Annotated in this window: 12 protein-coding genes and 1 pseudogene; 10 read left to right on the top strand and 3 right to left on the bottom strand. The window is 42.5% G+C overall.

Going from position 1 to position 22,319, the window contains the following annotated elements:
• Positions 1-106 precede the first annotated feature (106 nt).
• Positions 107-1,875 (top strand): annotated as a pseudogene (locus NFI81_RS00455) (ABC transporter ATP-binding protein).
• 77 nt (positions 1,876-1,952) lie between these two features.
• Here the strand turns inward: NFI81_RS00455 and NFI81_RS00450 are convergent.
• The 3 genes from NFI81_RS00450 to NFI81_RS00440 are packed head-to-tail and all read right to left on the bottom strand — an operon-like array spanning position 1,953 to position 10,101.
• Complete coding sequence (locus NFI81_RS00450) at positions 1,953-6,914, bottom strand: T9SS type A sorting domain-containing protein (protein WP_252176025.1); 4,962 nt, start codon at positions 6,912-6,914, stop codon at positions 1,953-1,955.
• A 5-nt stretch (positions 6,915-6,919) separates the two neighbouring features.
• Positions 6,920-8,449, bottom strand: coding sequence for a DUF1501 domain-containing protein (locus NFI81_RS00445; protein ID WP_234615691.1), 1,530 nt, complete (start codon positions 8,447-8,449; stop codon positions 6,920-6,922).
• Between the two features lie 14 nt (positions 8,450-8,463).
• Positions 8,464-10,101: a DUF1800 domain-containing protein gene (locus tag NFI81_RS00440; protein WP_234615372.1), complete on the bottom strand. Its 1,638-nt coding sequence runs from the start codon at positions 10,099-10,101 to the stop codon at positions 8,464-8,466.
• 381 nt (positions 10,102-10,482) lie between these two features.
• Here NFI81_RS00440 and NFI81_RS00435 point away from each other — a divergent pair, with 381 nt between their 5' ends.
• The 9 genes from NFI81_RS00435 (at position 10,483) to NFI81_RS00395 (ending at position 22,318) form a co-directional block, all read left to right on the top strand.
• Positions 10,483-11,931: a capsule assembly Wzi family protein gene (locus tag NFI81_RS00435; RefSeq protein ID WP_234615373.1), complete on the top strand. Its 1,449-nt coding sequence runs from the start codon at positions 10,483-10,485 to the stop codon at positions 11,929-11,931.
• A gap of 2 nt (positions 11,932-11,933) precedes the next feature.
• On the top strand, positions 11,934-12,674 hold the full coding sequence (locus tag NFI81_RS00430; RefSeq protein ID WP_234615374.1) for a tyrosine-protein phosphatase: 741 nt from the start codon (positions 11,934-11,936) through the stop codon (positions 12,672-12,674).
• A gap of 216 nt (positions 12,675-12,890) precedes the next feature.
• The gene (locus NFI81_RS00425) at positions 12,891-13,724 is read left to right on the top strand and encodes a polysaccharide biosynthesis/export family protein (protein WP_234615375.1); all 834 of its coding nucleotides are present in this window, start codon (positions 12,891-12,893) and stop codon (positions 13,722-13,724) included.
• A 28-nt stretch (positions 13,725-13,752) separates the two neighbouring features.
• Positions 13,753-16,143 carry a GumC family protein gene (locus tag NFI81_RS00420; RefSeq protein ID WP_234615376.1) on the top strand — a complete coding sequence of 797 codons (2,391 nt, stop codon included), beginning with the start codon at positions 13,753-13,755 and terminating at the stop codon, positions 16,141-16,143.
• Positions 16,144-16,212: 69 nt separating this feature from the next.
• Positions 16,213-17,679 (top strand): flippase, encoded by a 1,467-nt coding sequence (locus NFI81_RS00415; protein ID WP_234615377.1) that lies wholly within the window; start codon positions 16,213-16,215, stop codon positions 17,677-17,679.
• A 32-nt stretch (positions 17,680-17,711) separates the two neighbouring features.
• Positions 17,712-19,103 carry an O-antigen ligase family protein gene (locus NFI81_RS00410; protein ID WP_234615378.1) on the top strand — a complete coding sequence of 464 codons (1,392 nt, stop codon included), beginning with the start codon at positions 17,712-17,714 and terminating at the stop codon, positions 19,101-19,103.
• Positions 19,104-19,131: 28 nt separating this feature from the next.
• Positions 19,132-19,968, top strand: coding sequence for a glycosyltransferase (locus NFI81_RS00405; RefSeq protein ID WP_234615379.1), 837 nt, complete (start codon positions 19,132-19,134; stop codon positions 19,966-19,968).
• A gap of 31 nt (positions 19,969-19,999) precedes the next feature.
• Complete coding sequence (locus tag NFI81_RS00400; RefSeq protein WP_234615380.1) at positions 20,000-21,169, top strand: glycosyltransferase family protein; 1,170 nt, start codon at positions 20,000-20,002, stop codon at positions 21,167-21,169.
• A 54-nt stretch (positions 21,170-21,223) separates the two neighbouring features.
• Positions 21,224-22,318, top strand: a complete 1,095-nt coding sequence (locus NFI81_RS00395) for a glycoside hydrolase family 99-like domain-containing protein (protein WP_234615381.1) — start codon at positions 21,224-21,226, stop codon at positions 22,316-22,318.
• Position 22,319: the final 1 nt, after the last annotated feature.

Genomic DNA, 22,319 nt, shown 5'->3' with positions numbered 1-22,319 from the left:
TAAATCAAATTTGGGTAAAAACTACTCTTTGACCTAAATAATATCACACCGCCGCCGGGGTCATGAGTGCGAACCTTGTTACCTTTGCCGTCGAATATCCAATGCAATGAATAACCCCTACATATCCCTCCTTGCGATCGCCTGGCGCTATGCGAGGCAACAACGAAAGCGCTTGTGCTTGTCTACGCAATGTTTATCATGGCTAATATCGTGCTGGCAGCCAATCCATTACTATATGGCTGGTTTGTTCAGTCTATCCAAAAAGACCCTTCCGCTGTGCTGGATAATGTATGGCTTTACGTCGGGGGTTATGTCCTTTTAACCGTTGGCGAATGGGCATTTCACCGGCCGGCGCGTATTATGGAACGTAAGCTGGCATTTGATCTGAGCAAAAATTTTCTGGATGAAATGTATCATCAGGTACTGCATCTGCCCATTCGCTGGCATCAGGACCATCACAGCGGAGCTACCATCAACCGTATCCGCAAGGCATATGAAGCACTCATGGACTTTTTCCAAAACGGTTTTATGTTCTTGCATGCCTTTGCAAAGTTCATTTTTTCCTTCATTGCTATCGTTTGGTTTTCACCCATTTTCGGGGCGATTGGTGTATTGATCGGATTAATTAACATCTGGGTAATATTCAAGTTTGACAAAAAATTTATAAAAGCGCTGGACGAGACCAATGAAAAAGAACATATTGTATCATCGACGCTATTTGACAGTCTTTCGAACATCATTACAGTGATTACATTGCGTCTTGAAAAGCGCATGAAAATCAGTCTGATATCCAAGATCAATGACATATTTCCTCCTTGTGTAAGATCTATTACGATCAACGAATGGAAGTGGTTTGTAGCCAGCATGTTCATTGCATTGATTTATGTGGTGGTAACCCTTGGTTATGTTTACCAAAACTATATTCCAGGGCAGGTGTTTTTGGTGGGCGGCCTTGTGACGCTATTGAGTTACGTAAACCAGTTCACCAGCGTTTTCCATGACATTGCATGGCATACACCGAGATCATCCGTTATAATACAGAAGTACAAACTGCCCGTTCGATATCAGAAACTTTTAGCCAGCAACACCGCCCGGACGCTTCGGAAGGACTTCCCGATGATTGGCAGGAGATTGAAATCCGTAATCTGAATTTCTCCTACGGCGAAGTGTATTAAATCGATAAAAAAGCCCACAGCCTTCATGAACTCCACATTCGCATTAAAAAAGGTCAGCGAATTGCATTTATTGGCGAAAGTGGCAGCGGCAAAAGTACGCTTCTGGCATTACTTAGAGGTTTGTATGATCCTGAAAAAGGTGTTAATGTGCTAATAGATGGAAATCGACAGGCTGATATGCAGACATTGGCAGATCAAATCACATTATTCCCCCAAGATCCCGAGATTTTTGAAAATACGACAGCCTATAATGTCACGCTTGGATTGCCATTTGAGGAAGAAGATATTATGCAGGTCAGCAAAACGGCCCACTTCACAGACGTTACCGCCAAATTACCCAACGGCCGGACTCAAATATTCAGGAAAAAGGCGTCAATCTTTCCGGCGGCCAAAACAGCCACTCGCTTTCGCAAGAGGCATCTTAGCTGCCAGAACCAGCGAAATAGTCCTGCTCGACATACCAACCAGCAGCGTAGACCCAAAAACAGAATCGCATAGCTACGACAGAATGTTCGAAGAATTTAAAGATAAAGCAGTGATCTCCACATTGCATCGTCTGCACCTGCTGACCAAATTTGATTATGTGTATATTTTGAGAGATGGGTATTTGGTAGATGAAGGCACGTTTGCAGAGCTGCGTGGGAATAGTGCGGTTTTTCAGGATTTGTGGCGGCATCAGGAGGCGATGGCAGGGCGGTGAAGCATTGATGGCTTCACCGCTTTCCCAATCGTTCGCGATCTGTTCGATTCTTTCGCATTTTATCCTGCACAAACTGGCTACTTTATGAGCACAATGCGCTTAGCCACGAACTTATGACCAGTTGCGGCTATTTGCATAATGTAAATACCATCCGGCAATTGGTCAAAATCGTACGGCATTTCAACTCGCTCTCCTGTTCCTTTCACGACCTGCCGCCAAACCTGCCGTCCAACGATATTTGTAATCGTCAACTCAGCAGAAACATTCACACCAAGAGAATAGCTTGCCGTTACTTTTCTTTTTGTAGGATTTGGTGAGATTACCAGATCAATATCCAACTCCGGTTGTTCACGAGTTCCTGTGAAAATCTTTTCGACTTCCTGGCTTGGCTCATCCGGTGCAGCAATGCGTGCAGTTGTAGCGCACGTAATCGTCTTCGGCGAATTATTCAGTGTATAACTGCTATTCTTCACACGAACGCTTAGCTGGTGCGCCTGACCGTCTTTCAGGCTCGCAGGAAGCGCGAAGCTGAAACCGTAGTTGCCTGTTCCGTATCCCGCTGATTTTACATCGGCACGGTATGCATTGGCTACCACAGTCGCATGCACTGTCGAGCCTTCATAGAGTTCAATCGTCAGCGAAGATTCCGGATAAGTCTTGTCCCATGCCCACCCCTGCACCGTGCTACAATCCAGCACATTGATGCTTCCGTAAAACTGCGAAGGAACTGAGCATGTGAGTGTACGCGGTGAACCTGAAAGCACATAAGTGCTGCCTTGTACACGCACACTGAGCTGGTGTGGCTTGCCGTCGCGAAGGTTGGCAGGCAATGGAATGTTGAAGCCATATTTGCCTGTGCCCGTTCCGGCACTTTGCAAGTCTGGACGCAGGATGTTGGCATTATAGATCGAGTGGACCGTGCTGCCATCCAGCAGCTCTACCACGAGTGCTGATTCCGGATGGTTTTTGTCCCAGACCCAGCCGCGCAGGCTCGTGCAATCTGCACCTTCAAATGAACCTTCGTATAATTTTGTAAAACAAGTCAAAGATTTGGCAGCGCCAATGTTGAAACTGCTACCCTTCACGCGCAGGCTAACCTGGTGCGCCTGACCGTCTTTCAGGCTCGCAGGAAGCGCGAAGCTGAAACCGTAGTTGCCTGTTCCGTATCCCGCTGATTTTACATCGGCACGGTATGCATTGGCTACCACAGTCGCATGCACTGTCGAGCCTTCATAGAGTTCAATCGTCAGCGAAGATTCCGGATAAGTCTTGTCCCATGCCCACCCCTGCACCGTGCTACAATCCAGCACATTGATGCTTCCGTAAAACTGCGAAGGAACTGAGCATGTGAGTGTACGCGGTGAACCTGAAAGCACATAAGTGCTGCCTTGTACACGCACACTGAGCTGGTGTGGCTTGCCGTCGCGAAGGTTGGCAGGCAGTGGAATGTTGAAGCCATATTTGCCTGTGCCCGTTCCGGCACTTTGCAAGTCTGGACGCAGGATGTTGGCATTATAGATCGAGTGGACCGTGCTGCCATCCAGCAGCTCTACCACGAGTGCTGATTCCGGATGGTTTTTGTCCCAGACCCAGCCGCGCAGGCTCGTGCAATCTGCACCTTCAAATGAACCTTCGTATAATTTTGTAAAACAAGTCAAAGATTTGGCAGCGCCAATGTTGAAACTGCTACCCTTCACGCGCAGGCTAACCTGGTGCGCCTGACCGTCTTTCAGGCTCGCAGGAAGCGCGAAGCTGAAACCGTAGTTGCCTGTTCCGTATCCCGCTGATTTTACATCGGCACGGTATGCATTGGCTACCACAGTCGCATGCACTGTCGAGCCTTCATAGAGTTCAATCGTCAGCGAAGATTCCGGATAAGTCTTGTCCCATGCCCACCCCTGCACCGTGCTACAATCCAGCACATTGATGCTTCCGTAAAACTGCGAAGGAACTGAGCATGTGAGTGTACGCGGTGAACCTGAAAGCACATAAGTGCTGCCTTGTACACGCACACTGAGCTGGTGTGGCTTGCCGTCGCGAAGGTTGGCAGGCAATGGAATGTTGAAGCCATATTTGCCTGTGCCCGTTCCGGCACTTTGCAAGTCTGGACGCAGGATGTTGGCATTATAGATCGAGTGGACCGTGCTGCCATCCAGCAGCTCTACCACGAGTGCTGATTCCGGATGGTTTTTGTCCCAGACCCAGCCGCGCAGGCTCGTGCAATCTGCACCTTCAAATGAACCTTCGTATAATTTTGTAAAACAAGTCAAAGATTTGGCAGCGCCAATGTTGAAACTGCTACCCTTCACGCGCAGGCTAACCTGGTGCGCCTGACCGTCTTTCAGGCTCGCAGGAAGCGCGAAGCTGAAACCGTAGTTGCCTGTTCCGTATCCCGCTGATTTTACATCGGCACGGTATGCATTGGCTACCACAGTCGCATGCACTGTCGAGCCTTCATAGAGTTCAATCGTCAGCGAAGATTCCGGATAAGTCTTGTCCCATGCCCACCCCTGCACCGTGCTACAATCCAGCACATTGATGCTTCCGTAAAACTGCGAAGGAACTGAGCATGTGAGTGTACGCGGTGAACCTGAAAGCACATAAGTGCTGCCTTGTACACGCACACTGAGCTGGTGTGGCTTGCCGTCGCGAAGGTTGGCAGGCAATGGAATGTTGAAGCCATATTTGCCTGTGCCCGTTCCGGCACTTTGCAAGTCTGGACGCAGGATGTTGGCATTATAGATCGAGTGGACCGTGCTGCCATCCAGCAGCTCTACCACGAGTGCTGATTCCGGATGGTTTTTGTCCCAGACCCAGCCGCGCAGGCTCGTGCAATCTGCACCTTCAAATGAACCTTCGTATAATTTTGTAAAACAAGTCAAAGATTTGGCAGCGCCAATGTTGAAACTGCTACCCTTCACGCGCAGGCTAACCTGGTGCGCCTGACCGTCTTTCAGGCTCGCAGGAAGCGCGAAGCTGAAACCGTAGTTGCCTGTTCCGTATCCCGCTGATTTTACATCGGCACGGTATGCATTGGCTACCACAGTCGCATGCACTGTCGAGCCTTCATAGAGTTCAATCGTCAGCGAAGATTCCGGATAAGTCTTGTCCCATGCCCACCCCTGCACCGTGCTACAATCCAGCACATTGATGCTTCCGTAAAACTGCGAAGGAACTGAGCATGTGAGTGTACGCGGTGAACCTGAAAGCACATAAGTGCTGCCTTGTACACGCACACTGAGCTGGTGTGGCTTGCCGTCGCGAAGGTTGGCAGGCAATGGAATGTTGAAGCCATATTTGCCTGTGCCCGTTCCGGCACTTTGCAAGTCTGGACGCAGGATGTTGGCATTATAGATCGAGTGGACCGTGCTGCCATCCAGCAGCTCTACCACGAGTGCTGATTCCGGATGGTTTTTGTCCCAGACCCAGCCGCGCAGGCTCGTGCAATCTGCACCTTCAAATGAACCTTCGTATAATTTTGTAAAACAAGTCAAAGATTTGGCAGCGCCAATGTTGAAACTGCTACCCTTCACGCGCAGGCTAACCTGGTGCGCCTGACCGTCTTTCAGGCTCGCAGGAAGCGCGAAGCTGAAACCGTAGTTGCCTGTTCCGTATCCCGCTGATTTTACATCGGCACGGTATGCATTGGCTACCACAGTCGCATGCACTGTCGAGCCTTCATAGAGTTCAATCGTCAGCGAAGAGTCCGGATAAGACTTGTCCCATACCCAGCCTTGCACCGTGCTACAATCCAGCACATTGATACTTCCGTAAAACTGCGAGGTAGAGCAATTTATACTCTTTGGTGAACCAACAAGGCTGTACAAGCTTCCTTTAACTCTGAAATCAAATTGATGCGGCTTACCATCTCTTAATGACGTCGGAAGAGCAATTTCAAATCCGTAATTACCAGAACCTTTGCCTGCGCTACTTAAATCTTGTCTGAACTGAGATGCCGATATGGTTGCACGTACAATACCACCTTCAACCATTTCCACGTCGATAGTTGAATTCGGATTCTGCTTATCCCATACCCAACCTCTGATCCGGTAACAATCTAATATCTCCATCTGCCCCTCGAACAAATAAGAAACCTGCTTTGGTGATCCGCTTAGTATAAACGCGCTTCCCCTGATCCTGGCACTCAGTTGATGTGCCTTTCCATCTTTAAGCGTTGCGGGAGTTGAAATCTTGAATCCGTAGTAACCGGTGCCTTTGCCATCATCTTTCAAATCTGACCTGAACGCGTTCGCTTTAACAGTTGCATAAACAGTTTGGCCCTCGTATAGTTCAATGGTTAAATCAGCATTAGGATAGCTCTGATCCCAAACCCAACCCTTGATTTCCGAATTGGCAACGGATTCCAAAACACCTTCGAAATTGGATGCCACAGATTCTGACAAACCTGATCCTAGGGTAAAAGCACTATAATTTTTCAAATCAACAGCTTGAACTGATGTGACCGAACCAGTCAAGATCGTACTGGTGCCACCTGTTATAGAGGTCTGGTCTCGCAGAGAGGCGATCTTCTCCCAGCGTGCATTTGATTTACTCCAGCCCGCAATTGTCACCAAATCGACTGACCCACCTGTCAGAGATGTCAAATCACTGCCATCATTCCAGCTTAGCGTCAATTTGGTGGGCTCAGTTCCTATTACATCCCAGTACTCTACAGAACTAACAGCGTTCAGCGAACTATCCCGGGTGTTTCTATTAAACGGCGATCCAGCCGGTAGTACTGCTTGTCCTGGGTCGCCACGAAAATATGCACCTGTTGTTCCGTCTGACTCGGCAGCGAAGGGCCGATAGAAACCCAGATGTCCTACAGGATACGTAAATACAGAGTGGCCCAATTTTCTGACATAGCCGTCTATATGCTTACTGCTACTGATACCACTTATCGTCGACGACTCAGCAAAAGTTACAATACCTTTTGGATTGCTACGCTCGGTTTTAGTAATACCAACCTGGGCATTACAGGTAACCGAACCAAGACAAATTAATAATGACCAAATTCCGAATTTATATAATCTCTTCATATTAATCACCCAGTAATGTTTACCGTATAATCCCCTAAAAACCTGATCTCTCCGCCCGATTCAACCTTCAAATCTTTTGCTAGGATATTTTGGCCCACTGTAACGATATGGCCAGAATTTATGCGTACTATGTCTCTTGTGGAGGGGACACGGCCGTGAGACCAAATTTCCGGATTAGGCCATGCACCAGAGGCAATGGTTTGAACCTTGTCAGAAAAAACAGAAGTAGTTTTAAAATTTCTGAAAAGTAGCTGCTCAGTTTGTGAACTGGCCAGCCCAAACCACTCATTTAGGATATCGGCATACACCCTGCGAAAATCGATTTGCATTTTTATATCCCTATTGTTGTCCCAGGCCGGCGGGGAAGCAGGTAATAAGCCGTTAATAAGATCAGGATTTGTTCCTACGAGCTGTCTTTTGATTCCAGTGCCAAACAAAAACATCGGCGCGCCAACACCATGATCAGTCCCTTTGGAAGCATTTGAAGTGGCGCGGCGGCCAAAGTCAGAGAACGTCATGCCTAAAACCCGGTCTTCTGTTCCCTGAAGTTTCAAGTCATTTTGAAACGCACTCACAGCTTCTGATAAATTTTTTAGAAGCACCGCGTGCATTCCCTCCGTAGATGTTGTTCCTACTTGACCGGAATGCGTGTCAAAGCCACCTAATTCAACATAATAGATTTTAGATTTCAGCCCACCATGAATTAATCTGGCCACGATTTTCAGTTGATCCGCTAATTCATTTTTCTGTGATGCATCAGGATATGGTGCAAGGTTGCTACCTGCATCTGCAGCAGCCTTAATCTGAGAGGCATAACCGACTGCTGAAACTTGTTTTTGTCTCACGAAAGAAATCAAATCTCCCGCATCGCAACACGGTAAGTCTCCTCCTACTGATCCTGTCGACTCCCCGATGAGTTGATAAAAGACATTTGGATCTTGAATTGTAATGGCCATTGACTGTGAAGTACCCAGTAGCGCTGGTGTGCTGATTTGCCCTATTTGCACCGCCAACGGGTCTTTCATTTCCTGGGTAGGATAGGCTTCCGGATAACCAGGGAATCTATCGTTTAGGAAGCGGCCTGCCCATCCACTGGAGGAATATTGATTTGAATCGACTCCGGTCATCCAGATATCCGTAGATCTGTAATGCGACTGATCCGAATTAGGATAAGAAACGGAGTTAATTATAGCTAATTTACCTTCATCATAAAGACTCCTCATTCCACTCATTGCGGGGTGGAAGCCTGTTTCGGGTGTTCCCTGCAATTTCAGGACAGCACTTTCTGGTATCGCAATGTTGCTTCGCAAAGCATTGTATTCCGAGTAAAACTCTAACGGTACAACAGTATTTAAACCATCATTGCCACCGGCTAGGTAAATGATCACAAGAACCCTGTCATTATTGAATATCGAAGCATTTTGCAATGATTGTACGAGCGCAGAACCTTTCGCCATTGACTTGACGCCAAAGCCATCCAGCATGAAAGGAAGCACCAGTGAGGCTCCGGCTGACATAAAATCTCTTCTATTCATCATCTCATTTAGATTTAAAATACTTGGTATTCTGCCATTCTCAACATATATTTTAGGAGTGCTCTGCAACGCCAGAGTATGGCATTTTGCCTCGAAACATTATCGGGAGTTGCGCGATATGCATCCCACTCTCTGATCCAAGTGGAACGTGGGCTGCTTTTCATCATCATTATGGAATCGATTAGAAAGTCCTTTTGCGACTGAGACAGCTCTAATGCAAAAAGGTTTTTAGACAATTCAGCCAGCACCTGCTCGCATGTGATTGCAGGGGAAGCCGCTACGTCTGAGAAATTGGGCTGAATGTTCCGTAGTCTGCTAAGAATATCAACGCCTAAAATATATCCCGGCTTAATCTCGAGGTAGGGGTAAACGAGACTATCCGTTCTGGACCCCCTTAAACCTAACATACTTTCGTTGATCCAATTCTTTGAAAAACCCGTTTGATAATATGCGGGAGAGCCAAAAACGGAAGGCTGATTCAAGAGATTCAATTGCAGCGCACTCATTCCGTAACTCAAATAATTCATCATCTTTTGGAATGCTGCATAGTCAGTTGTCAGATCCGGCACTTTTTGGTCAAAAATCCTGACAGCCCCTATCATCAATTCAGCGGGAGACTTAATGATCGCTCCGATGTTTTTGCTATCAAAAAATACATTACTGGAAAGTAATTTTCGGAGAACCGGTTCAATCTTGTAATTATTTGCGGCACTCGAAAAGAAAGCAGCCAGAGGAACAATAATCTGATCCTCAATTTCCTGCGTTACGTTCGTATTGACATACCACCTATATAGCTTTCGACAAATGAACTTGGGGCATTCAGGATGCCTTAATAACATTTCTGTGAGCTCAGCCAACTCTTCCTCTCCTCCGGTTGCAGATGAGCGGCCTACGATCTCAGTGTTGTTGTACTTGACCGAAAAAATCTTATTTGATGTGTCGTGCCGTGCCGGTGTAAATGACATTCCGATTGAAGTGGATTGCTCTTTGAATCGGTTAGTGACTTGCCAGCCGGTTAACACCTGCGCTGCGGTCTTTACATCTCCCTCAGTATAATTGTAATTTCCGTAGAAGTCCTTTTGGCCCACTGTAAAGAGTTCCTGCAACTCCCGGGCAAAGTTCTCATTGGGTTGTTCTTTTGTGTTTTCATTTCCATTTTGAAAAACAAGCATTCCCGGGTCCTTCGCAACCTCAATAACAAGATTCCGAAAGTTGCCCAGTGCATTGCTTCTTAGCAACCTGAGATATCTGTCCATAAATCTGTAATCCTGAACGGCACCGTAGGTCACTACGAAATGGTTTTGCCAAAAAGCAGTCAATTTTTCCAAGACTGAGGGACGACCAAGCTGCTCCGTCATCAATCCTACCCACCAGTATCTTACATAGTTATAGTATGGGGGATTCCGCTCGGTTTCAAAGGGTTTGCCGAAAAATGGCTGCCCAGCATCTGCTCTTGTGCTATCCATTTCGACAGGCGGCGGCGGAGTTGCGCGAAAGGATGAATTGGCAATTAGCAGATCTACTGCTTCAGCTGCAGTTTTTCCTGTAAAATCGGCAATCTCCTGGTTTGTAGGACCAAATGTTGCTCTTCGCAGTAAATGAGCAGCAGTTGATGATGTTAGTGTTCCCGAATACGTGTCTAAATACGCCATTGTTGGCAGAGTGTTGTATGAAATGCGTTAAAACAATGAATTCAAATATAGAACTATACACAAATTATTTGACACAAATATACTCACAATTCGGTTAATTATTACAAAGTAATTCTACAAAAAATTTCGGAGTTTGTGCCGTTGCTTCATGAGCGTTCCACCGGACGGTGTGTTCAAAGCGATAATTATGAACTGACAGAGCAACAACTGGATTCGAAGAGGCGGGAATAGAATAAGGGAAGAGGCATTTTTAATCAGCAATGAATGCGAATCAAGCTAGTCGGATCTGGTTCAGAGTATCCAGGAATAATTCAAATTTCGACTTGTTAAATTTTTATATTGCATTCTTGTCACTACCTTTGTTACAGCTCAACGTATGATATGAAAATATTTGCCTATATAACCATTGCTTGGTTATCTTTTAATTCTGTGGTAGCTCAGTCCTCCCGTTTGAGCGCTGGATTAGAAGCTCAAGCAGGTCTTACAAGTGATGCAACCGTTCCCTTCTGGCTCAGATCAAATCAATTTGGAAGTATTCCACTAAACGGTCCTTCAATTAGTTTGATTGGCAGGGCTCAGGTAAATTACGATTCAACAAAGTCTTCCTTATTAAAGTGGAAGACTGGCGTAGAAGGGCGATTTAATGTTGGTAAAGAGCATAATTTCACATTAATTCAGGGATATGCAGGTGTCAAGATCGGCATATTCGAACTACAAGCTGGCCGTACAAGGGATGTTGTAGGTCTCGTTGACACTACCCTTTCTTCAGGTGCATTTTCGATATCTGGGAACGCTCTCGGCATACCTAAAGTACAATTTGCTATTCCTGACTTTTACGAGCTTCCATTTGCCAATGGGCTCCTGGCTTTTAAGGGAAGCCTTGCACATGGATGGCTGGGAGAAATACCACTGCAATACGGTAGAATCAAATCCGCAAAAACGCAGTTTCATCACAAATCATTTTATGGAAGGATTGGTGGCAAAAATTGGAGAATGAAGTTGTATGCAGGCTTTAATCACCAAGTCTTTTTTGGAAATGAGAGCCGGATCTGGGCTAATTTTGATCTGAGTGCAGCGCAGACTTACAAACATGTGGTATTAGGAAAAGCCTGGAATTACAGCAAGGTCGGAAACCATATGGGATCAATGGATGCGGCGATTGACTATGATACTGATAAAATGAAGTTCTTATTGTACCATCAGTTCTTCTACGAGGTTGGTGGACTTGCACATCTTTCTAACTTACGGGATGGCTTAACAGGATTTAGCGTTACCAATAAAAAGAAACCTTCGGAGCAGTTTATCATTAGCAAAGGCTTGTTGGAATTTTTTTTCAGCAGGAATCAAGGAGGAGAATCCTGGTCGCCAATTACACCTTCGGGCGATGAAGACTATTATAACAACTATTTATATACTCAGGGGTGGTCATACAAAGGATTGGGACTTGGCAACCCGTTAATTACGACAACTAACGATTTGAGGGAAGGCCTTCCTCGTTACCCTACTGATTACTTCACCAATAACCGGGTGGTTGCATTGCATTTAAGCCTTGTAATTTCTAATTTGCTATGGCAGTTCCACACACGGTTAACTTACACAAATAATTACGGAACTTTTGGAACTAGCGAAAATGGGCATACTGCCGGCGAAAGACATACGCCCCCTATTTACGGTATTTTCCCACAGACTCCACAATTTATGGGATACGTTAAAATAGTACGAAATCTGAGGAAGGATACTATTTTATCACTTACGATTGCTGCTGATAGCGGCAAATTGCTACACGCTTCGCAAGGTATGTTTTTAACGGCCGCGAAGGCTTTTCGATGAACATGTTAGACTGGATATTTAAAAATAAAACTAAAAAACAGATTAATCTTGCCCATTTAGGTATAGATATACATTCTCATATATTGCCGGGAATTGATGATGGCGTAGAAACTATTGAAGAAGCGGTTGCAATGGCTGCAAAAATGCGGGACCTGGGTTATACCCACGTTGTCACTACTCCGCACATCATTTGGGATTGCTACAAGAATACACCTGAGATTATTTCTTCTAAACTAGATGAAGTTAAAACGGCCGTGCGCGCTGCCGGTTTGGATATAGTGATTGGTGCTGCCGCTGAGTATTTTATTGATGAACACTTTATGCAAATGCTTATCAACAGGGAGACATTGTTAACCCTGCCTGGCAACAGGTTGCTTGTGGAATTACCCTACTCTACGCCACTGCTAAACCTGGCGGAGACCTTGTTTTCGATTATAGAATTTGGCTACCAGCCTGTACTGGCCCATCCCGAACGTTACACGTATTTCCATTCGGATTTGCCTATGTACCGGAAATTGAGTGACCAAGGTTGTGAGCTGCAAGTGAACATTTTGTCATTGACCGGCTATTACGGTGACAATATCAGCAAAATCGCGGAATGGCTCCTGCGCAATGACTTGATCACATTTATAGGAACCGATGCACACAAAATCCAGCACTTGAATATGATTCAACAAAGCGATCGCCATAAATGGGTTTCTACCTATCCTTTTCAAAATGAAAAACTTGTTGGTTTGTGGTAGCCATTATTGAATTTAACTTATATTTGTACTTCGTTACAAAATACAAATAAATTGTACATCGCGAAGGTTCCCTAATTGGTTACGATTCAAATGTTGCTGATATTAATTCAAAATGCGCACAATTTGAACGCTGATGTAAAGTTTAAAAGCAGGCTTTATAGAGGATTAAACAACAGCTAGTCAGTACCTAATAAATCTTAATCAAAATAAAATCACATGATTTTAACTTACAAAACTTTTAAGAAGTCGATTCCGGCAGCTATGCTTGTTATCTGCTTTTTTGCAATTATTCTTACCAACTCCTCTTGCGTATCCCCAAAGTCAATTGTATATTTCCAAGGCGACTCTGCTGCTTTTTCTTCGCAAGAAATCACTCAGAAATACATTCCGATGATTCAGCCAAGCGACATTCTTTCTATTATCGTAGGAAGTTTAAATGCTGAGGCAAATGAGGTTTTTAACGCGCCTAATACTTTTACGACAGCAAGCACAAACTATTCCAATGTTGGTGGGCCGAGAGTGCAGCCATTAGGATATCTGGTAGACGTTGATGGCAACATTGAAGTTCCGTTAGTTGGTAAAATGCATGTTGCAGGCATGAGAACGACGGACGCCGCTGACACTATCAGAGCGAGGTTGGTAAACTATCTCAAAGAGCCTTCCGTCATTGTTAGAAATTTAAACTTCAAAGTTTCCGTATTAGGAGAAGTTAAGCTACCCGCAGTTTACGTAATCCCTGACGAAAAAATATCGCTTCCAGAAGTACTAAGTCTTGCAGGAGATTTGACCATTTATGGAAATCGGAACAACGTAATGATCATACGGGAGGAACAAGGCAAGCGTCAGTACGCAAGAATAGACCTTACATCCAGAGATATCTTTAACTCTCCATACTACTACATTCATAAAAATGATGTCATTTATGTCGAACCTGTAAAGGCTAGAATGCTTGACACCGATAGCAGAATTCGCACTGTCCCATTAGTCGTTACAATAGTTGGTGGGATAAGCACCGTTGGAATTTTGATTTTGAATTTGGTGCGTTTATAAACTATAAAAAATCACACTTTGCCACTTTATGAGAGACAATAGCGCTAATCTTACTACGATTGATTCCATCGATCACGTGGAACAAGAATTTAATCTGAAAGAGTATCTTTTACGATATGTCCGTTACTGGTATTTGTTTCCTATTTTCATCTTTTTGTCACTTATTGTGGCATTTCTTTACCTTCAGGTAACGCAGCCTGTTTACAGCACAAAAACCAGCATTCTTATTAAAGACGAGAATAAAGGTTTGAGTGGCGCTCAAGGTGATATATTATCAGAACTAAGCACCCAATTTGGCGGAAACAAGTTAGTAGAGAATGAGCTTGAGATTATTAAGTCTCAAACTTTGATGGAGCAAGTTATTAAAGAGCTACGACTGGATGTTTCCTACACTGCGAAGCAAGGGTTAAGCACCATCAATTTATATCGAACTACGCCTATTACGATTGTTCCGGAAGTAGTCACTCCTTTTGGCTTTCAAGAGCCAATGATTGTCCATCTTGTTGACAGCCTTCATTTTCGATTCAATGATGAAGAGCAGCTATTCTCTTATAATCAAAGATTCAATAATGCTTGGGGCGCTTTCATCGTGACCAAAAACAAAGCGGGAGTTGATAATTCTGTCGACAAGATTCAAGTCCACTTTACGGAGGTTAAGAATTTGGCGGAACATATGCTTGAGCGATTAACTGTTCAACAACCGAATGTGAAAAGCACTGTTCTTGAACTAACATTTGAAGACTCTGATGTTCAAAGATCCAAAGACGTGCTAAATAAATTGTTGGATGTATACGTGCAATCCTCACTTACTGATAAAAATAGTGAAGCCAGTAATACGCTGAAATTTATTGAAAACCGGCTTGGGTTAATAACTGGTGAGTTAGGGGATGTGGAAAAAGATGTTGAATCTTATAAAACTACCCAAGGTATCACAGATATCAGCGCTGAGTCTCAATTGTTTCTCGAAAACATCAAAGAAAACGATTCAAAACTGAATGAAGTTAATACCAAGATCAGCATCCTCGAGAGTGTAGACAATTACATTTCGAATGCCGGAGAAGGTGCTGTTGCTCCTGCAACGTATATGATTGATGATCCCGTTTTAGTATCACTGTTAACAAAATTCAATGAGCTGGAGCTTCAAAGAGAAAGATACGCCAGAACGACATCTCCGAACAACCCACTTCTTCAGACAATCAACACGCAGCTTGCGGGAACCCGTCAATCTATTAAAGAAAACGTCCAAAATCTAAAACGAGGAATGGCGGTTACTAAAAGAAATTTGGAGGGAATTAATACAAGATTTTCTGCTGGATTGAGAAGCATTCCAAAAAAAGAAAGAGAGTTTGTTGGAATTAAAAGGCAGCAGTCAATTAAGGAGGAGCTTTATCTATATCTACTTCAAAAAAGAGAAGAAACAGCATTGGCCTATGCATCTACTGTTACCGACAGCCGTCTTATCGATGCACCTATATCAACTTTCAGACCGGTTAAACCTAGAAAGGCAGTTATCTGGCTGGGAGCAGGAGTTTCAGGATTTATTATTCCAGTTTTGATTATCAATCTTCTTTTCTTATTGAATAACACCGTACAGAGAAGAGAGGAAATCGAAAAGTCTACAAACACCTCAATTTTAGGTGAGATAGGTCAGATGAAAAAGAGTGGTGAGAATCCACAGGGAGAAGATACGATTATTAAAATGACCAGCAGAAGTGCTGTTGCAGAGCAATTCCGCGCTTTACGAACAAACTTGCAATATCTTGGTGATGGAAGCTGCCGGGTAATCATGTTCACGTCATCAATCGGAGGAGAAGGTAAAAGCTTTGTCAGCGTGAATCTTGCGGCCAGCCTTGCCTACTCAGATAAGCGCGTATTGCTAATAGGGCTTGATTTGAGAAAACCAACGCTTCATGAACGCTTGCAAGTGTCTAATAAAACGGGAGCATCAAATTGCCTTATAGGACAAGGCAGTTACAATGACTTTATCCAATCAACTGGTGTGCACCCGAAATTTGATGTTCTCACAAGCGGTCCGATACCGCCCAACCCATCAGAACTATTAAGTAATGGCAAATTGCCTGTAATGCTGGAGGAATTGAAAACGCAATACGATTATATTTTAATTGACTCACCACCGTATGGGTTGGTAACCGATTCTGCTTTGATAGCGCAATATGTTGACGCAACATTGTATATCGTTCGGTACAATTATACATTGCTTGACCACCTGCGAAGAATTGGAGAAATTCACCAATCACGTCGATTTGCAAATTTATCTGTGATTTTCAATGGTGTGAATTACGGTGCCGGGTACGGCTATGGATATGGATACGGTGGATACGGATATGGATATTACTCCGAAGATTCGGATTCAAAAGCAACATCAGTTACAGCAAAAATTAAGAAACTTGTCAGTTAAAACCTGACAAGTTTCCCAAACTTACCCGGGTCGTGAGAGCTGGGTAAGAAATATTAACACTTACTCAACGTGGCTAAAGGAAAAGGCTTTATACAGAACATTTCCTGGAATTTGCTGGGAGCAATCTTTCCATTGATTGTCTCAATCTATGCAATTCCAAAACTGATCGCAGGGTACGGAGATGTACGTTTTGGACTTCTAACGCTCATATGGTCGATCATTGGCTATTTCAGTATTTTCGACTTTGGAATGGGCCGCGCGCTTACCAAACTGGTAGCGGAGCGTCTGGGCACAGAAAAAGAAGATGAGCTTCCAGACTTAACGTTAACATCGGTTTTTCTAATCGGTCTGATGGGAATAGTTGCAGGAATAGTTTTGATTCTATCCTCTAAAGCGATTTTAAGCAATTTCTTACATATTGATGGCGCATTGCTTGAAGAGTCTCAGAAGGCGTTACAAATACTAGCACTGGCACTACCAACAGTGGTTCTTCAAGCTGGTATCATAGGCCTGCTCGAAGCCCATAATGAATTTAAGGCAATCAGCACTATACGACTGTTTCTAGGCTTATTTAATTTTCTCGGGCCAGTTGTTGCATTGTATTGGTCAAACGATTTGTACATCGTAACATTAATTTTAGCTGCTGCAAGAATTATTTCAACCGGGTTATATCTAAACCGTTGTTTTAGTTTAAATATTCTAACATTTCGAAACGCCCGCATCAAGTTTTTATATTGCAAATATTTATTTAGATATGGTGCATGGGTAACAGTTAGCAATGTAATTAGCCCTCTTATGGTACAATTGGATAGATTCATCATAGGGTCATTTATCTCTGTATCTAAAATAGCATATTACACTGTTCCGGCCGACGCTATTAATAAACTCAGCGTTGCACCGACTGCACTCATTTCTGTAATGTTTCCAACTTTTGCAAATGTTTGGGGCAGCTCAAAGCGCGAATATGGTAGCTCATTATTTTGGAGAACTTCCGTTGTAATGCTGAATGCTATTCTTCCAGTTTGCGTAATATTTGTATTATTTGCTCATGAAGGGCTTAACCTTTGGTTAGGCAAAACCTTTGCAATTGAAAGTACTGCCATTGTTCAATTCCTCGCCATCGGTTTTTTGTTAAATAGCCTGGCAAGAGTTCCGCACGCTTTGCTTCAAAGTGTTGGACGTCCAGACATAACAGCGAAGTTGCACATAATCGAGCTTCCCCTATACCTTCTTGCACTTTGGCTACTATTATCTGACTGGGGTGTACAAGGTGCAGCAATTGCATGGTCATTCAGGATGTTTATTGACTTTTTTCTTTTATTATATATTTCAGGAAAAACATTACCCGAAGTTAAGCCCGCGTGTAATAAAATTTTGATTGTTACATTATTGGCAATAGTTCCGATAATCGGAACAATGCTAATTACTGCTTTGACATGGAAAATCATAATTGCAGTGTTAGTTGTTATCATTTCGGGCGCCGCACTGTTCAAACAATTACTTTCTTTTCAATCGCACTATTTGAAGCTTGCTTAGCTCAATCAGGTATCAGCCTATAACTTAAATCAATGAATAGCCTCAGTATTATAACAAAGGATAAAAGTCTCTGGCTGCCTGCGCTGCTGATAGGAGTTCTATTCGCTTTGGTGCCGTCGCTAATCTTCAAGTACTCGTTTTACGTCCTATTCCTAATAACCTTATTAGGTTTTTACCTGGTAGTTTCTCGTAAGGCCGGAGTTACGACGATGATATTTGCTTACAGCTTGATGATCCCATCCACTTCAAGCACCATTGGCTTAGGAGCGACCAGATACATTGCGCCTCTGTTTGTAGTAACAATGATTTTAGTTTATTGGCTATTCACAAAGAACAGGGTAAAATACAAATTCAGTTTTGCGCAATGGATCATCCTTCCGCTGCTTTTATTTTCATTTTTCAATTCTGCCAGAAACAATACAGTTGATGAGTTTGTCAGGATCATTCTGTTTTTAATATCGACTTTTGGTATCTTTTATCTGACGCTTCTTGACAAGACTAACATTAAGCAGTTCTATGCGCTGCTGGATCTGATTTTCTACCTTACCATTATTTTCGTTATTTTGGAGGTATTATTTATTTACACGCCATACCAAATAATTTATTCTGAAAAATTTGTGGATTTACAGGAACGTGCTAAGGGTTTGACCGGCCATCCGCTTGTATTTTCAGGATTTATTTCTTTCTACCTAGCAGCTCTATTTGTGAAGGGCATAATATTGAAGCATTGGAGTTGGTTTAACATGATTATGTGTGTGCCATTTTTAATATTGTCTGCTTCCAGGACGGGATTGATTCTTGCTGTGGCTTCTGTATTCATTTATATTTTCCTCGAAAAAAAATATAAAAATAGCACATTCTTAATTACTTCTGTAATTGCAGCTTTGGCTGTACTGATCTTGTTTCCGTATATCATTGACCTTATTAATAGCACATCGCTAAGGCGGATTCAGACAGCTAATGTAGATCAAAGGCTTGGCGCATATTCTGTTGTTGCCAATATCTTTGCAAGCAATATTTTCGGAATCGGTTTCTCAATTGACGCCCTTAAAAATGAGTTAGCCCATGGAGGTTTCAGCCTTGACTCCAAGTTCAACAGTTCATTTTTGGTATTTGACAATGCCTATCTTACGTTGTTAACAGGCTATGGAATATTATCTTTGCTGTTCTATGTAGTATTTGTAAATCCAGTGAGGTTTTGTCTGAAACATAAGGCGCTTGGATTTAGTAAGATTTCAAATTCGGCCTTATTACTTTTTGCAATCTGGTTTTTACAGAATTTCTCTTTTGACAGTATCTTCTATTTCCCAGTAAATGGTTTTTACTTTATTCTCATGGGACTTTTGGTTAAACAAATACAGCAGGAAAAAGCCTCTATTAAACGTAGTAGAATAGAAGCTCATGTTTTAAACGAGGCGCATTAATGCACTTTTATAAAATATTATAGAAATAATGTTGGAAATCAAAACAACATCTGATGTACGAGTGCTTGTCCTTATCGTTTTGTATAAGTGCCGTCCGCATGAGTGCCATACGATCGTAAGCTTAAGTAAGCAGAAGGAAAGTGCAAATTTAAATGTACGTTATATCGTCTGGGATAATAGTCCTGCCGGGCTGGATAAATCTGACTGCGAAAGATTGCAGACACTCCTACCCTGTGAATATATTTCTACTCCTGTCAACACAGGTTTAGCGAAACTATACAACACCGTAGTTTCTTCCAATGACTTCGATTATATCATTCTGCTTGATCAAGACAGCAATTTACCAGATACTTATTTCTATTCTCTATCGAATGCTATACAGGAAAATCCGGCCCTAAATCTTTTTTTACCTCTCGTAATGAACGGCGAGCGAATAGTTAGTCCTGGTAATTTTCATTTTTTTAAAGGCAAACATTGGGCTGCCCCACGAGCTGGCGTTATTAAAGCTAAAAACATAATTGGTGTAACAAGTGGTATGACGATAAATAAAAAATATTTTAATAAAACTGGTTACAAGTTCGATGAGAGGCTTATTCTATATGGAATTGACACCAAATTTCTGCTGGATTATGCTTCGAGAGAGAAGGAACTGTATGTTTTAGACAGTGTAATTGCACACAACTCGGCATTGTGGTCTAAAACATCCGCTGATGACCTGTTACCTCGGTTTAGGAATTTTCAGAAAGCCTGGCAAATCATTTTGAGTGACAGGCCATTCGCTCAATTCCTCAATTATATTTTCGCTTTATATTCCCGGTTGAAACTTTCTTTAAAGTACAGGGATGTAAGATTTATCAGGTCATAGTTTTTTGAATACTTTAAACCTAAACCAGAATATGAATTTAGTTAGTATTCCTTACCACGATTGGCGTAAAATTTCAAAAGAGGGAGCCAGGACCAGAGATGCGCATTTTCTGCATCATCTTGCAAATCATGAAAAGGTTTCTAAGTTGCTCGTTGTTAATCGCCCAACTACACATTTGGAAATATTAGTTAAAGGCAATTCTATTAACATTGAAGGGCAAGTTATTCACAAGCGTGGTGGATTCAAGCTGTATAAAGTGTCCGAAAACATGTTTGTCATTGACTACATAACACTTGATATTCTTGGCCAGGCGCTAAACAAGAAAAAATGGTTTTTTGATATATTCGCTGACCAGCATTTAAATGCGTTTTACAAGGAGTGCCTGGATCTGTTAAAAATGAATGATCCAGTAATTTTCAATAAAAATATCTTTGCATATAAATTCATTGAAAATAATTCACATAGCAAATCAGTGTTTGATGCATGGGATAACTTTTTACAGTTTCCTGATAATAAAAGTATTGAGGAAGAGCTTAAAACGGCATATTCATCATTATCGTCCCATGCGAGCAAGTGGATCACTAATTCAAAAAAGAATATAGATTATTTTACTAACCTTCTTAACATTCCAGCTCCCGTTTTAATAAAAAATGGAGTCGATTTTGAGACGTTTAGAAAAAAATATGAGGTTCCTGAGGATATGAAGACAATCACCCGTCCCATTATTGGGTTTGGTGGTAAGATATCTCACTTGTTTGATTGGGAGATGTATAACTATTGTTTGGAAAAACATCCTGACAAAAGTTTCGTCATTGTGGGCCAGGTGCTGGATAAAAAAGTTTTTAATAACATTTCAAAAAGTAAGAATTTTCACTATCTCGGTGACAAGCATTATTCAAAATACCCGGCTTATGTTTGTAATTTTGATGTTGGAATCATTCCTTACGTTAACAACCATTTAGATAGTGGTGCGGACAGTATCAAAGCTTATGAATACCTGGCCGCAAGATTACCCTCAGTCGGTTCTAGAGGTGCAGGAATGGCAGACTTGTCTGAATTTATGTTGATTGCTGATGATAAGGAATCCTTTTCTTTATTGATTGATAAGGCGGTAAACACAAAGGTTGAGATTAATTTATCTCCAGATCATTCGTGGAAATCGAAAACAGATTCATTTATCGAATTGGCAAGCAAACTTTAATGCATAAAGCATTTAGGCTCTGCTGTTTCACAAAACATTATAAAAGTGACTTTCATGAGACAAATCCTTAAACAGTTTACTGCATGTAACGTCCTGAAAAGCACACTTTTCATTACATTTAATGTTCTGATTTGCTTTTCACTGATAGCTCAGACACAAGATGTAAAATTAGGAGCATACTATTTCGATGGTTGGACTGGACCAAAGTCCAATCACATGAATGCTGATCTCGTTAGCGGATTCAATGAGCGAAAACCGATATGGGGCTGGCAAACCAGTAACCCGGAAGTAATAGGAAAACAAGTGTTATTGGCAAAACAATATGGACTTTCCTTTTTCAGTTTTTGCTGGTATTACAAAAATTCTGGAAATGGGAAAGTGGATAGCGATATCAAGAATAATGCGCTAAAGCAATTTTTGAAGCTTAATAATAACTTTGAATTCAGCATTATGGTTGCCAACCACAAAGGCTACAATTTCAAGCCGGATGATTGGGACAGCCTTTCGGTTTACTGGTGTAAGTTGTTTAAGGACAAGAGATATCTACTTGTCGATGGCAAACCTGTGATAACATTTTTTAGTCTAAACTACCTTTTACAATCTTTCAAAACGCCTGAAAATGTAAGGAAAGCATTTGATTCGTTACGTGCCGTGGCAGTTAAAAACGGTCTTAATGGTGTAACATTTGCCATAAATCTTAATCGCCTGGATATAATTAATCAAGCGGAAGCATGTGGCTTTGATGTTTTAACCGGTTACAATTTTCATCAGTACATTCCGGATTCAACCCATATAGGAACTTATGACATTGATGTAATGAGGACCACAGAATCCAAAATCTGGGACCAAATGGTGCAGTCCAGCAAACTTCCCATTATCCCAAGTGTTACGCTAAACTGGGATCCTAGGGCGGTCACTGACCTCCGTAACAGAGAATCTACTAGGTTAAAAGGATACTCGAAGCAGTCAGTCTACAAATCTGTTAAATCATGTTTAGACTGGATGTCACAAAATAAAAGCAGCCTTGCAGGAAACATGGCGGTGTTATACGCATGGAATGAGTATGGCGAGGGTGCCTGGTTAACTCCGTCCAAACAATTAAAGAACAGTTTACTTGAAGGACTTAAGCAAGGTAAGGTTCGAAATTAGA

Origin of the sequence: Dyadobacter fanqingshengii (genome assembly GCF_023822005.2) — a bacterium.
Classification (GTDB): Bacteria; Bacteroidota; Bacteroidia; order Cytophagales; family Spirosomataceae; genus Dyadobacter; species Dyadobacter fanqingshengii.
Note: the sequence above shows the minus strand (reverse complement) of the source record. Positions and strands in the feature narration are given on the sequence as shown.